This window comes from Halococcus qingdaonensis (assembly GCF_024508235.1).
Lineage (GTDB): Archaea > Halobacteriota > Halobacteria > Halobacteriales > Halococcaceae > Halococcus > Halococcus qingdaonensis.
The window spans coordinates 2399769-2412318 of record NZ_CP101943.1 but is presented as its reverse complement, the minus strand read 5'-3'; the positions used below and the strand labels follow the sequence as shown (position 1 = coordinate 2412318).

Below are 12550 nucleotides of genomic sequence, written 5' to 3'. Positions count from 1 at the left end.
ACCTAGCCGCTCAGGTGATCCAGGATCGCCTCGGTATTGTTCGCCACCGGCTCCGGCTCGGCCCCCGCGGCGGCGGCCGCGTCGGGGTCCTTCAGCAGATGGCCGGTCGTCAGACAGACCACGTCCTCGCTCTCGTCGACGACGCCCTCCTCACGGAGTTTGCGCAGGCCGGCGACGCTGGCAGCACTCGCGGGTTCCACGCCGACACCCTCCTCGGCGAGCGCGCGCTGGGCGTCGGTGATTGCGTCGTCGGCGACCGCGACCGCGGTGCCGCCGGTCGCGCGGATGCCGGGGAGGGCCTTCGGCGCGTTGACCGGGTTGCCGATCCGGATGGCCGTCGCGCGCGTCTCGACCTCTTCCCAGCGCTCGGTGTCCGCGTACCCCTCCTCGATGGCCTCGACCATCGGTGCGGCCCCTTCGGCTTGAACCCCGGTCAGCATCGGCACCTCGTCCTCGGCGAGCGCGCCCGCCCGGACGAGCTCGCGGAACGCCTTGTAGAGGGCGGCCGTGTTGCCGGCGTTACCCACAGGAAGGACGATGCGGTCCGGAAACCGTCCGTACTCGTCGCGAAACGTTTCGAGGATCTCGAAGCCGATCGTCTTCTGACCCTCAAGCCGGAAGGGGTTGAGCGAGTTGAGCAGGTAGGCCTCGCCGCGGTCGGCGAGCTCGCTCACGATGTCGAGGCAGGCGTCGAAGTTGCCGTCGACCTCCAGAATGCGCGCGCCGTGGAGGGCGGCCTGGGCCACTTTGCCGGCGGCGACCTTACCGGCGGGGAGCAAGACGAGCGTCTCTAGGTTGGCGCGTCCGCCGTAGGCCGCGAGTGCGGCGCTCGTGTTGCCCGTCGAGGCACAGGCCAGTCGCGAGACGCCGAGCTCCTCGGCGACGCGGACCCCAACGGTCATCCCTCGATCCTTGAAACTGCCCGTCGGGTTCATCCCCTCGTGTTTGACGCGCAGGCTCCGTACTCCGAGATCGGCTTCGAGTCGGGGGACCTCGTGCAGCGGCGTGTCGCCTTCGGGCAGCGAGACGCCCCGATCGAAGGGTAGCGCCGCGTCGTAGTGCCAGACGCCACGACCCGAGAACGCCTCGAACGTCGGATACTGCTCGTAGCGCGCTTCGAGCAGCCCGCCGCAGTCGGGACAGCGGTAGGTCGGTTCGTCGAACGGGGCGAGTTGTTCGCCACACTCGATACAGGCGAGCCAGACGCCGCCGTCGGCGCAGTCGGGGGTGGCTGCAGCGAGACTGAGATCGGGCATGTGCACGCCTCGAGGGCAGCGGGCAAAAGTCGGCTGGTTTGCACGTTATACTGTCGGACAGAAGTACGCGAACGTTCGATTCCGAGAATCCACTGCAACGAGCTGATTTTCGCGTCACAGGTTCTCGATCAGACCTGTCCGACAGTATACAAGCGTGGTGCTTACCCACGCGTGGCCACAACGCCGCGCATGAGCCAGCGGACGACGCGACGGCGGTATCTCGGTGCGATCGGGGCGACGCTTGCCACCTCGCTCGCCGGCTGTTCCGGCGTCCTCGGCGGCGAGAACACGACGAACGGATCGTCGACGACCACTGGGACGCCGTCGGGGAACGGGACGAACGCCAGTCGCTCCTCACCGAGTCCATACACGCAGGTCTACCGCGACACGATCGACTCGGTCGTCCTCATCAGCGTCACCAGCCGATCGGGCCGGGGTGGACAGGGCTCGGGATTCGTCTTCCGCGGCAACCACGTCGTCACGAACGCCCACGTCGTCAGCGATGCGAGCGACGTCCAGGTTCGGTTCTCCAAGGGGCAGTGGCGCTCGGCGTCGGTCGTCGGCACGGACCCGTCGAGCGATCTCGCCGTCGTCGAGGTACGGAACAGGCCACAGTACGCCGAACCGCTCTCGCTGGTCGAATCCGAACCCGCCATCGGCACGGAGGCGGTCGCCATCGGCAACCCGTTCGGGCTGGAAGGCTCGGTCACGTCGGGACTCGTCAGCGGCGTGGACCGACTGATCCCCGCGCCGAACGGCTACCGGATCCCCGATGCGATCCAGACCGGTGCGCCGGTCAACCCGGGCAACTCGGGCGGCCCGCTCGTCGATCTCGACGGGCGGGTCATCGGCGTCATCAGCTCCGGCGGCGGCGAGAACCTCGCCTTTGCCATCTCGGCGGCGCTCGTCGAGCGCGTCGTGCCGTCGCTCATCGAGAACGGCGAGTACGAGCACGCTTACATGGGCGTCGGGCTGCAGACCGTCACCCCTGACCTCGCCGATCGGGTGGGACTCGATCGCCCGCGTGGCGTGGCCGTCACGCAGGTCAGTCAGGACGGCCCGTCGGACGGCACGCTCAGGCAGGGCGACGTCATCGTCGGTCTCGGCGGCGAGAAAATCGCCGGCCGCCAGCAGCTCTCCTCGTATCTCGCGCTTCAGGCATCGCCGGGCGATACGGTCGACGTCACGGTGTTGCGCAACGGCGAGCGCCGGACGCTCTCGCTCACGCTCGGCAGCCGACCGGAACAGCCCGGTGCGTTCGATCGCACGCCCGAATCGGGCTAGCTCGCCCGCTCATTCGAGCGCTTCGTCGCCGAACTCGTCGATACGCGAGTGGACGTAGGCGGTCCACTCGTCGAGCGTGTCGTGCATCAGCTCCTTCGCCTCGGGCAGCGGCGTCGCGGTGTACTGATAGACGTGGCCGCCGCCGTCGAGCAGTCGGCGACCGCGTTCGGCGAGGCCCTTCTCGCGCAGCGTCGACAGCGAGCGATTGACGTTCGAGCGGTCACGATCCAGCTCCTCCGCGAGCTCCGCGACCGTGCTCTTCGGCCGGTCGCACAGCGTCCGGTAGGTCCGGGTTTCGTGGCGCTGGATGCCGAATACACAGATCATCACCTCCGCGAAACCCGGCTCGGAATCGAGCATCAGATCGCGAAACCGCTGCGGATCAGGATCGGTCTCGACCATGCGAACCGTTCGACGAGGCGGAAGATAAACGTCCGCCCGCGGTCGTGCACGCTCCGCGCCAATGCGTGTTGATCGTCAACACGAGTTATGGTTATGTCGTCACGCGAACGATCGTCGTCCGTATGAGCCAAGAAACTCGCACCGACACGATGGCGGCGACCGGCACGCGACTAGTCGACTGGCAGGCGGGCGTCGTCGGCGGTCTGGCGGGCGGCGTTGCGATGGGCGTACTGATAACCACGATGATGCCGCCGGTCATCGAGATGGCGATTCCGGCGCTCTATGGCCTTCAAGGCGGGCTCGCCGGCTGGATCGTCCACATGGCCCACAGCGCGATCCTCGGCGTGGTGTTCGCCGCGATCGCGGCCACCACAGGTATCGGGAACGGTATCGGCCGATCGGCGGTCGCCGGCCTCGTGTATGGGGTCGTCCTCTGGGCGGTGCTCGCGGCGCTCGTGATGCCGATCTGGCTGCAGACCCTCGGTTTCGCCGGCGCGCCGCCGCTCCCGAATTTCGCGCTCCCCGGAAGTCTCCCGGCACACGCCGTCTACGGCGTGCTCGTCGGCGCGATCGTCCCGCTGCTCGGGAACTAGTGCGCGTCAAGCAAGAAGCTTAGCAGTCCCTTCTGGGCGTGCAGGCGGTTTTCGGCCTGCCGCCAGACGAGCGAGCGCTCGCTCTCGATCACCGCGTCAGTGATCTCCTCGCCACGGTGGGCTGGCAGGCAGTGCAGCACGCGCGCGTCGGTCCCTGCAAGCAGCTGCTCGCTCAGCTGGAAGCCGCTCTCCTGGAAGGCGATGCGCTTCTCCGCACCACCCGTCTCGCCCATGCTCACCCAGACGTCGGTGTAGACCGCGTCGGCATCGGCGACCGCCCGCTCGGGATCGTCGGCCGTCGTCGGCCGCGCGCCGAGTTCGGCCGCTCGCTCCAGTACATCATCGTCGATCCCGTACCCCTCGGGCGTCGCCACGGTGAGATCGATGCCGGCGAGCGCACAGCCAAGCACGAACGATTGGGCGACGTTGTTGCCGTCGCCGACCCAGGTCACCCGCGAGTCGAAGCCGATCGTCTCGCGGATCGTGAGCAGGTCGGCGAGCGTCTGACAGGGGTGGGCATTGTCGGTCAGACCGTTGACGATCGGAACCGTGGCGTGGGCGGCGAGCTCTTCGAGATCGTCGTGTTCGAACAGCCGCACCATCGCGCAGTCGACGAAGCCCGAGAGCGTGCGCGCGGTGTCCTTCAGGGGCTCGCGCTCGCCGAGTCCGATGTCCTCCGGGCCGAGGAAGATGGCGTGGCCGCCGAGTTGGGTCATCCCAGTCTCGAAGGAGATGCGCGTCCGCGCGCTCGGCTTCTCGAAGACCATTCCCAACGTCTGTCGTTCGAGCAGCGGCTCGCGCTCGCCGTGATTGACCTGTGCTTTGAGTTCACTCGCCGTATCGAGCACCGTCGTCAGCTCGTCGGCCGAGAGGTCGTCGATATCGGTGAAGTGGCGGGTCATGTCTCCCCCGTGATCCGTTCGGCGACGGTACAGAGCACTTCGACGCTCGTGTCGAACTCGGCGAACGGGAGGCGCTCGTCGGGCGCGTGATCGAAGTCCGAATCACCCGGCCCGTAGGTGATCATCGGGCAGTCCCAGGCGCGATAGATGTTCATGTCGCTGGTGCCCGTCTTGCGGAGGCTGCGCGGCTCGCCGTCCGCCTCCCGAATCGCCGCGCGGAACGCGCTCGCGAGCGGCGTTCTCGGGCTCGCCATCACGGGGTCGACGCTGTCGTGCCAGCGAGCAGTACCAGAGTCGAGCTCGCCGTCGGCCATCTCGCGCACCTCGTCGACGGTGAGGCTCGGCGGCACGCGCAGCTGGACGTCCATCGTCGCCTCGACGGAGAGCCCGTCGTCGCTTACACCGCCCGCGATCGCGGTGGCCTTCGGCGTGACGCGCTCGAAGACCGGCGTCCACTCCTCTCCCTCGTCGACGGTCGCCTTCACCCGTGCCCACCACTCCATCGCGTCCTCGATGGCGTTGTTCTCGGGGCGTGAGGTATGGCCCGATTCGCTCGTGGCGACGTAGGTGCCCGCGAGCAGGCCCCGGTAGCCGAAGGTGACGCCATCCCAGCCCGAGGGCTCGCCGTTGACCACCGCTTCGGGTGGCTCGCGCGTCGAAACGAGATGGCGCGCGCCGTCGGAGTCGGTTTCCTCGCCGACGACGCCCGCGAAACTCACACCCGTTCGCACGGCCGCGACCGCCATCGCCGCGAGCGGACCGGTCGCATCGACGCTGCCGCGCCCCCAGAGCACCTCTTCGTCGCCATCTGCCTCGACCCGAACCGGGATCTCGCCGGGCACGGTGTCGATGTGGGAGGTCAGCAGTACGGCGTCGTCCGCGGGCGCGCGAACGTTACCGACCGCGTCGATCGTCGCTTCGCGCCCGTGCGCTTCGAAGAAATCGACGAGGCGCTCCGCACAGGCGCGTTCCTCACCGGTCGGCGACGGGGTTTCGACGAGCGAGACGAGCAGGTCGCGCGCCCGACTCGTCGAAACGGTTGCGACGCTCTCGCTCACGACTCCCCTCCGAGGACGGCTGCGAGCGCCTCGACCACCCGATCGGCGTCTTCTTCGTCCATCACCAGCGGCGGGAGCAGCCTGACGACCGACCGGCCGGCCGGTAGCGCCAGAATCGAGTGATCGAGTGCGAGATCGCGGAGGAGCCGGTTGGCTCCACGCTTGACCTCGATACCGACCATCAGCCCCATGCCCCGGATCTCGCGGACGTCGTCGCCGACCGCGGCCCGGAGTTCGGTTTCGAGATAGTCGCCCACGTCCCCGGCGTGAGCGGGCATCTCCTCCTCGACCAGCGTCGAGAGGGTCGCGTCGATAGCGGCGCTCACGACGGGCCCTCCACTGAAGGTCGAGTTGTGCGAGCCGTGGCTCTCGGCGATCCAGTCGGCACAGAGCGCCGCGCCGGCAGGCAGGCCGTTTGCCAGCCCCTTCGCCGTCGTGAGCACGTCAGGAACGACGCCCTCGTGCTTGCAGGCCCATAGCTCGCCCGTGCGCCCCATCCCGGTCTGCACTTCGTCGAGGATCAGGGCTGCGTCCGTCTGCTCGGTCTGTTCGCGCGCCGCCGCGAGATAGCCCTCGGGCGGGCGATTGATGCCACCCTCGCCCTGGACAGGTTCGAGGATCAGCGCGGCCGTCTCGTCGTCGACCGCATCCGCGAGCGCCTCGCTGTCCCCGTAGGGGACGAACTCGACGTCGCCGATCAGCGGCTCGTAGGGGTCGCGATACTCGTTCTTCCAGGTTGTCGCGAGCGCGCCCATCGTCCGGCCGTGAAAGCCCTGCATCGTGGCGACGATCTTCGAACCACCCGTGGCGCTCCGGGCGAATTTCAGGGCTGCTTCGTTCGCTTCGGTACCCGAATTGCAGAGCCAGACGTTCTCCAGCCCCTCCGGCGCGGCGGCTTCGAGCGCCGCGTTCGCCCGTTCGCGCGCCGCGACGGGATAGGAGGCCTGGACGAACGTCAGCCGTTCCAGCTGCTCGCGGATCGCCTCGGTTACTGCCGGATGGGTGTGGCCGAGCGGCGCGCAGGCGTAGCTCGCCCCGCAGTCGAGATACTCGTCGTCGTTCTCGCCGTAGAGGTGGACGCCTTCGCCGCGTTCGAGCCGGATCGGCTTCTCGGCGTGGACGAAGCCGCTCATGCCTCGACCTCCCCGAGCACGTCGGGCAGGAGCTGCGTCCCGCCGCCGTCGAGCGCCGATCGAATGGGCTCCTCGGCATTGGCGTCGGCGACGACGACCGATGCCGCACCGCCGCCGAGCGCCTCCTTCGCGGCCATCACCTTCTTTCCCATGAACCCCTCGGCGACCGACTCGACCCGTTCGAGCTCTTGGGGCGTCGCCGCCCGTTCGATGAGCGTTGCCGGGTCGTCCGGATCGTCGAGCACGCCCGGAACGTCGGTCAACACCACCAGAGTCGCGTCGAGCGCGCCGGCGACCGCCGCGGCCGCGCGGTCGGCGTCGGCGTTCACAGGTGTATGGTCGTCGGCCACCATCGGCACCGTTACGACCGGCGTGTAGCCGTCCGCGAGCAGCGATTCGAGCAGCTCGTCGTTGACCGACTCGATCTTCCCTGAGTGCTCGCCGCGGCGGATCTTCGTCTTGCCGTCTTCGACGACCTTCACCGCGGACTTTCGCGGCCCGGTCAGCAGTCCGCCATCGACGCCCGACAGTCCCAGTGCGTCCACACCGTCCGCCCGCAACTGCGCGGTGAGATCGGTGTTCAACTTCCCAGGTAAGACCATCTCGAAGACCTCCATCGTGCGCTTGTCGGTGAACCGCCCGACGACGCCGCGGGGCGTCTCGACGTATTCGGGTTCGTCGCCCAACTCGCGGAGCGTTTCGTCGACCGCCGTCGAGCCACCGTGGACGACGACGCACTCTTCGCCCTCGTCAACGAGCGCCGCCACGTCCGCAACCGCACCCGCGGGGTTCACCGCTCGCGCGCCGCCGACTTTCACGACGACGGTCATCAGGGAGCTCCCACGGGGTGTAGCCCCTGAAAGTCGAGCCCGGCGGTTTCGTCGAACCCACAGGAAATATTCGCCGCGTGGACGGCCTGGCCAGCCGACCCTTTCATCATGTTGTCGATCGCCGAGAAGACGACGATGCGCTCGTTGCTCGGATCGAGTTCGAACCCGACCTCCGCGTAGTTGGTGCCCGCGACGGCCTTCGGCTCGGGGTAGCGATACACTCCCGTGCCGCCGGCCACGAGCCTGACGAACGGTTCGTCGTCGTAGGTCTCGCGGAAGGCACCCCAGAGGTCGCCGGTCGTCACCGGTTCGTTCGGAAAGACGTGACAGGTCGCCGCTGCGCCACGGGTCATGTCGACCGCGTGGGCCGAGAACGCCGTTTCGCAGCCGAATTCGGCCTGGATCTCGGCCTCGTGGCGGTGGCCCGTCGGCGCGTACGGTCTGACGACGCCCGACCGCTCGGCGTGCGAGGACGCCTTCGAGTTTCCGGCACCGCCCTCCGAGGAGCCGACCTTGACGTCCACCACCAGTTGCTCGCTTCCGTCCAAAATTCTGCCGTCGAACAGCGGCGCGAGCCCGAGGATGGTGGCGGTCGCGTTGCAGCCACCTGCCGCGATCAGTGATGTGTCCGACAGCTCGTCGCGGTTGCGCTCGGGGAGCGCGTACACCGATTCCTCCAGGAGCTCGGGCCGGCTGTGGCCGTCGTACCACTCGTCGTATTCGGCCTCGCTATCCAGTCTGAAATCGGCGCTCAGATCGACGACCGTGTCGGCCGCTTCCCGAAAGGCGTCGATATGCTCCATCGAAACCCCATGAGGAGTGGCGGCGAACAGCACGTCGACACTCTCGAGATCGGTCGGCTCGCTGAAGCGGACGTCGAGCTCCCGGAGATTGGGATGCACACTGCCGACCGTCTTGTTCGCGTACTCGCGGCTGGTCGCCTGTGCGACCTCGAACTCCGGGTGGCCGGTGAGCAGACGCAACAGCTCGCCGCCGGTGAACCCGCTCGCGCCGACGACGGATGCCGTGTGGCTCATTTCGTCCTCTCGACCGCCGTCATGCGGGGACCTCGGCGGGTTCCGTGGTCTTCGCTTTCGTTTCGAGCCAGTCGACGACTTTCTCGGGGACGTCGACGTCGGCGACCCCGTCGAGCGCCTTGAACTCCACAGTATGGTTCACTTCGTGGACGGTATAGGAATCGCCCGTCTCCATCAGGTCCACACCCAGCAACCCGCCGCCGACGGCCTCGCTCGCGCGGGCGACGAGATCGCGTGCCTCGTCGTCGAGTTCGAAGCGCTCGGTTTCGGCACCCTTCGCCGCGTTCGTGAGCCAGTGATCCGAGGAGCGCACCATCGCCGCCACGGGCTCGCCGTCGGTCGCCAGCACGCGGATGTCGCGGCCGGGCTTCTCGACGAACTCCTGGATGTAGAACACCTTGTGCTCGTAGTGGCCCAAGGTGGCCTTGTGTTCCAGAATCGCCTCGGCGGCGCTTCTGGAGTCGATCTTCGCCATCAGACGACCCCACGAGCCGATGACGGGTTTGAGGACGCAGGGATAGCCGAACTCCTCGATACACTCCATCGCGCTCTCCTTGGTGAAGGCGACCTCCGTGCGCGGGGTGGGCACCCCGGCCCCCGCGAGCGCGAGGCTGTTCTTGGCCTTGTCGGCACAGATGTCGGCGGTCGCGGGATCGTTGATCACGGGGATCCCGTAGGCCGCGAGGAACTGCGTCGCGTACCGGCTCCGGCTGGTCGCCAGACAGCGGTCGACGACGATGTCGACGTCGGCGAGCGCCGCCGGCGGCTCCGAGAGGCCGAAGCGCTGGTCGCGCACGTCGACTTTCACGACCTCGTGGCCGCGCTCGCGGAGCTCGCCGAGCAGGAGCTTCTCGTCCTGCCTGATACGCGAGTAGAGGACGCCTATCTTCACGCTTACTCCCCCCAGTCTTCCTCGAGTTCGGGGGCGGTTTCGAGTTCGACAGGGCCGGTGGCGACCACTTCGAGCTCGCCGCCGCAGGTGCCACAGTCGATGATCTCGCCGGTCTCGACGTCGTCGTGCAGGGACAGTTCGGCCCCGCATTCGGGACAGTTCGCCATTGTGTCCCCACCTCACCCGGGAATCCGCTTAAACCCTTCGAACCTGTTTAATAGTTTACAAAAAGTGCAGACGTCTCTCGACGTCGAAATCGGGCGGTTCGCGCGTTTCGTCGGTATCGACGAAGTGAAATGTTCCCCCTCGCGGGGGCGGTCGTTCAGGCAAATTCACCCACCTCCGCTTCGAGTGCGCGCTCGGCCGCGGCGAGTCCCTCGCGGCGCTCAGCAAGCAACTCTTGATCGTCCTCGATCCCGTCTTCCATCCCGTCGAGCACCGCCGCGACCGCACCGGGTGCGGGCCCGCCGACGGAATCACGACTTGCCACGCTCGCCGCCGGGTCGAGCGCCGCCTCGACGGCCTCGCGCTCGACGTATGTCGAGAGCGCGTCGTCGAGTACGTCCTCGGTGGCCGCCCTGACGGCCGCGTAGTCAGCACCCTCCTCGGCAGCCTGCGCCAATATCTCGTGGGCAGACCGAAACGGCACGCCGTGCATCGCGAGCAGATCGGCGACGCCGGTTGCGGTCGAAAACCCGTCACCCGCTGCGGCGGCCAGTTCGGACTCGTTCCAGGATGCGGTCGCGACCGCACCCGCGGCGACCTCCGTCGCGGGGACGACCGCATCGACGGCGCTCCAGATGTGGGGCGTCGCCTCCTGGAGGTCGCGGTTGTATGCCCGGGGCAACCCCTTGAGCGTCGTCAGCAACCCGTTGAGGCCGGCGCTCGCGGTCCCGGCGGAGGCCCGGACGAGTTCGAGCGTGTCGGGGTTCTTCTTCTGGGGCATGATCGACGAGGTCGAGGCGTAGTCGTCGTCGATTTCCACATAGCCGTCGGCGGCGAACTCGACGAGGTCGGTCGCGAGCCCGGAGAGCGTCACCGAGAGGGCCGCTAGCACGCCCGCCGCTTCGACGAGGAAGTCTCGCGTCGAGACCGCGTCCATCGAGTTCTCGAGAACCGAATCGAACCCGAGCAGGTCGGCGGTGCGCTCACGGTCGATATCGAACGGTGTGCCCGCGAAGGCCGCCGCGCCGAGCGGCGAGCGGTTCGTCCGGTCGTAGGTTTCGAGAAGCCGCCCCGTATCGCGCCCGAGCGTCTGCGCGTACGATGAGAGGAAGTGACCCACGGTGATGGGCTGGGCGGGCTGGCGGTGCGTGTAACCCGGCATCGTCGTTTCCGAATGCGCGCCCGCCTCCTCGACCAGCGCCTCGCGGAGCACGAGCGTCGCCTCGATGGCGTCGAGGAGCTCCTCGCGCAGGCGATACCGGATGCACGTCGCCACCTCGTCGTTGCGGCTCCGCGCGGTGTGCATCCGGCCGCCCTCTTTCCCCGTGCGCTCGATGACGGCCGTCTCGATGGCTGCGTGGATGTCCTCGCCGTCGAGCGCGTCGTAGCCCGTCGTTTCGACGTCGGCGAGCGCATCGAGGATCGTGCTCGCGCTCTCGTCGTCGATGATATCTTGCTCGGCGAGCATCACGACGTGCGCACGGTCGACTGCGAGGTCGGCCGCGAACAGCCGTTCGTCCGCGTCCATCGAGGAGAGAAAGCCACGGGCGGGGCCGCCACTGAAGCGCTCGCGACGCACCACGTCGCCTCCCTCCTCGCTCATCTCAATTTCCTCCGCTCTCGCCTTCGTCGCTCACGCCGCCGTCGGCGGCCGCTTCGGGCTTGCTCGCGCTCTCGATGACTTCTCCAGCGAGCCGGGACTGGAAGCCGTGGTATTTCGCTACTCCCGTCGCGTCGTTCTGCTCGATACCGCCGTCGACGTCGGCGGTGTTGAACGAGGCTGCCGAGGCCGAATACACGCCGTAGGGACTCTCGCGGCCCACCGGTCTGGCCTGTCCACCCTCCAGTTTGATCGTGACGGTGCCGGTGACGCGCTCCTGGGTCGAGTCGATGAACCCGTCGAGCGCGTCGACCAGCGGCGCGGCGAGCAGCCCCTCGTAGGCTTTCTCGGCCCACTCGTGGTCGACCTGCTTCTTGAAACTCCGCTCCTCCTTGGTGAGCACGAGGTCTTCGAGGGCTGCGTGGGCGTTCAAGAGAACTGTGGCGGCGGGGTGTTCGTAGTTCTCACGGACTTTGAGCCCGAGCATCCGGTCTTCCATCAGATCGGTACGCCCGACGCCGTGTGCGCCGGCGACCGCGTTGAGCTGTTCGATGAGTTCGATCGCATCGGTCTTCTCACCGTCGAGCGCGACCGGCCGACCCTCGTCGAACTCGATTTCGAGCAGTTTGCTTCCGCCCTCGGGGGGCTGTGTCCAGTCGTAGATATCCTCCGGCGGGACGTAGGAAGGCTCTTCGAGGTCCGACCCCTCGACCGAGCGGCTCCAGAGATTGGTGTCGATGCTCCACGCACCGCCGTCGCCGCCTTCCACTGGGAGATCGCGTTCGGCAGCGTACTCCTGTTCGGCCTCGCGGGTGAGCCCGAGTTCGCGCACCGGTGCGATCACGTCGAGATCGGAGGCGCGCCAGACGGTTTCGAAGCGGAGCTGGTCGTTACCCTTGCCCGTGCAGCCGTGAGCGAGCGCGGAGCAGTCGTTTTCGAGTGCGGTGTCGAGGATGGCCTGTGCGATCACGGGTCTGGCGAGCGCCGTGCCGAGGGGGTAGCCCTGGTAGGTGGCGTTCGCGCGGACGGCGTCGAGGCAGGTCTCGGCGAAGGCCTCGCGCGCGTCGATCACGTGGTGTTCGAGGTCGAGCGCGGCGGCGGTCTCCTCGGCCTCGTCGAACTCGGCCTCGGGCTGGCCGACGTCGACGGTGACGCCGACGACCTCGTCGTAGCCGTACTCCTCCTCGAGAATCGGGACGCAGACGGTCGTGTCGAGCCCGCCGGAGAAGGCGAGCGCAATGCGGTCGGAATCGGTCGTGGATGTCGTGTCTGTCATCTGGTGTGGGAGTGGTGGTTCGTCCAGCGAACCCTTCGGGTAAGCTGGAGAGCGTAGCGGATCGGTTGGAGAGAAGTGTATGCGGGCCTAAAGGCCCGGTCGTCGCGGTCGGAGCGCGCACG

Annotated in this window: 13 protein-coding genes; 2 read left to right on the top strand and 11 right to left on the bottom strand. The window is 67.8% G+C overall.

Going from position 1 to position 12550, the window contains the following annotated elements:
- Window positions 1-2: 2 nt before the first annotated feature.
- Complete coding sequence (gene thrC / locus NO363_RS12560) at window positions 3-1256, bottom strand: threonine synthase (protein ID WP_256685541.1); 1254 nt, start codon at window positions 1254-1256, stop codon at window positions 3-5.
- 189 nt (window positions 1257-1445) lie between these two features.
- Between thrC and NO363_RS12555 the strand changes: the two genes are divergently transcribed.
- A complete protein-coding gene (locus NO363_RS12555; protein ID WP_256685540.1) occupies window positions 1446-2540 on the top strand; it encodes a S1C family serine protease in 1095 nt (364 codons plus the stop codon).
- 9 nt (window positions 2541-2549) lie between these two features.
- On the opposite strand, the gene NO363_RS12550 is transcribed toward NO363_RS12555, so the two are convergent.
- The gene (locus NO363_RS12550; protein WP_256685538.1) at window positions 2550-2942 is read right to left on the bottom strand and encodes a helix-turn-helix domain-containing protein; all 393 of its coding nucleotides are present in this window, start codon (window positions 2940-2942) and stop codon (window positions 2550-2552) included.
- Window positions 2943-3064: 122 nt separating this feature from the next.
- On the opposite strand from NO363_RS12550, the gene NO363_RS12545 reads away from it, so the two are divergent.
- Complete coding sequence (locus NO363_RS12545; RefSeq protein ID WP_256685536.1) at window positions 3065-3535, top strand: histidine kinase; 471 nt, start codon at window positions 3065-3067, stop codon at window positions 3533-3535.
- Here the strand turns inward: NO363_RS12545 and argF are convergent.
- The 9 genes from argF to NO363_RS12500 form a co-directional block, all read right to left on the bottom strand.
- Complete coding sequence (argF, locus tag NO363_RS12540; protein WP_256685534.1) at window positions 3532-4437, bottom strand: ornithine carbamoyltransferase; 906 nt, start codon at window positions 4435-4437, stop codon at window positions 3532-3534. The genes NO363_RS12545 and argF overlap by 4 nt on opposite strands.
- Complete coding sequence (locus NO363_RS12535; RefSeq protein WP_256685533.1) at window positions 4434-5495, bottom strand: [LysW]-lysine hydrolase; 1062 nt, start codon at window positions 5493-5495, stop codon at window positions 4434-4436. Before NO363_RS12535 ends, argF begins: the two co-directional genes overlap by 4 nt.
- Window positions 5492-6628: an aspartate aminotransferase family protein gene (locus NO363_RS12530; RefSeq protein ID WP_256685532.1), complete on the bottom strand. Its 1137-nt coding sequence runs from the start codon at window positions 6626-6628 to the stop codon at window positions 5492-5494. The genes NO363_RS12535 and NO363_RS12530 overlap by 4 nt, the downstream gene beginning before the upstream one ends.
- Entirely contained in the window at window positions 6625-7458 is an 834-nt protein-coding gene (locus NO363_RS12525) for an acetylglutamate/acetylaminoadipate kinase (protein WP_256685531.1), read from the bottom strand. The genes NO363_RS12530 and NO363_RS12525 overlap by 4 nt, the downstream gene beginning before the upstream one ends.
- Entirely contained in the window at window positions 7458-8495 is a 1038-nt protein-coding gene (gene argC / locus NO363_RS12520) for an N-acetyl-gamma-glutamyl-phosphate reductase (protein WP_256685530.1), read from the bottom strand. The genes NO363_RS12525 and argC overlap by 1 nt, the downstream gene beginning before the upstream one ends.
- 19 nt (window positions 8496-8514) lie before the next feature.
- The gene (gene lysX, locus NO363_RS12515) at window positions 8515-9387 is read right to left on the bottom strand and encodes a lysine biosynthesis protein LysX (RefSeq protein WP_256685529.1); all 873 of its coding nucleotides are present in this window, start codon (window positions 9385-9387) and stop codon (window positions 8515-8517) included.
- Window positions 9388-9389: 2 nt separating this feature from the next.
- Window positions 9390-9554, bottom strand: coding sequence for a lysine biosynthesis protein LysW (gene lysW, locus NO363_RS12510; RefSeq protein WP_004053979.1), 165 nt, complete (start codon window positions 9552-9554; stop codon window positions 9390-9392).
- Window positions 9555-9709: 155 nt separating this feature from the next.
- The gene (gene argH, locus NO363_RS12505) at window positions 9710-11155 is read right to left on the bottom strand and encodes an argininosuccinate lyase (RefSeq protein ID WP_256685527.1); all 1446 of its coding nucleotides are present in this window, start codon (window positions 11153-11155) and stop codon (window positions 9710-9712) included.
- 1 nt (window position 11156) lies between these two features.
- Window positions 11157-12428, bottom strand: coding sequence for an argininosuccinate synthase (locus NO363_RS12500; RefSeq protein WP_256685525.1), 1272 nt, complete (start codon window positions 12426-12428; stop codon window positions 11157-11159).
- Window positions 12429-12550 lie beyond the last annotated feature (122 nt).

What these genes read in the sequence shown, in the direction of transcription:
- thrC (WP_256685541.1), bottom strand. Translation starts at nt 1,256, where the DNA reads ATGCCCGATCTCAGTCTCGCTGCAGCCACCCCCGACTGCGCCGACGGC.
- NO363_RS12500 (WP_256685525.1), bottom strand. Translation starts at nt 12,428, where the DNA reads ATGACAGACACGACATCCACGACCGATTCCGACCGCATTGCGCTCGCC.
- NO363_RS12555 (WP_256685540.1), top strand. Translation starts at nt 1,446, where the DNA reads ATGAGCCAGCGGACGACGCGACGGCGGTATCTCGGTGCGATCGGGGCG.
- NO363_RS12550 (WP_256685538.1), bottom strand. Translation starts at nt 2,942, where the DNA reads ATGGTCGAGACCGATCCTGATCCGCAGCGGTTTCGCGATCTGATGCTC.
- lysW (WP_004053979.1), bottom strand. Translation starts at nt 9,554, where the DNA reads ATGGCGAACTGTCCCGAATGCGGGGCCGAACTGTCCCTGCACGACGAC.
- argH (WP_256685527.1), bottom strand. Translation starts at nt 11,155, where the DNA reads ATGAGCGAGGAGGGAGGCGACGTGGTGCGTCGCGAGCGCTTCAGTGGC.
- argF (WP_256685534.1), bottom strand. Translation starts at nt 4,437, where the DNA reads ATGACCCGCCACTTCACCGATATCGACGACCTCTCGGCCGACGAGCTG.
- argC (WP_256685530.1), bottom strand. Translation starts at nt 8,495, where the DNA reads ATGAGCCACACGGCATCCGTCGTCGGCGCGAGCGGGTTCACCGGCGGC.
- NO363_RS12530 (WP_256685532.1), bottom strand. Translation starts at nt 6,628, where the DNA reads ATGAGCGGCTTCGTCCACGCCGAGAAGCCGATCCGGCTCGAACGCGGC.
- NO363_RS12525 (WP_256685531.1), bottom strand. Translation starts at nt 7,458, where the DNA reads ATGACCGTCGTCGTGAAAGTCGGCGGCGCGCGAGCGGTGAACCCCGCG.
- NO363_RS12545 (WP_256685536.1), top strand. Translation starts at nt 3,065, where the DNA reads ATGAGCCAAGAAACTCGCACCGACACGATGGCGGCGACCGGCACGCGA.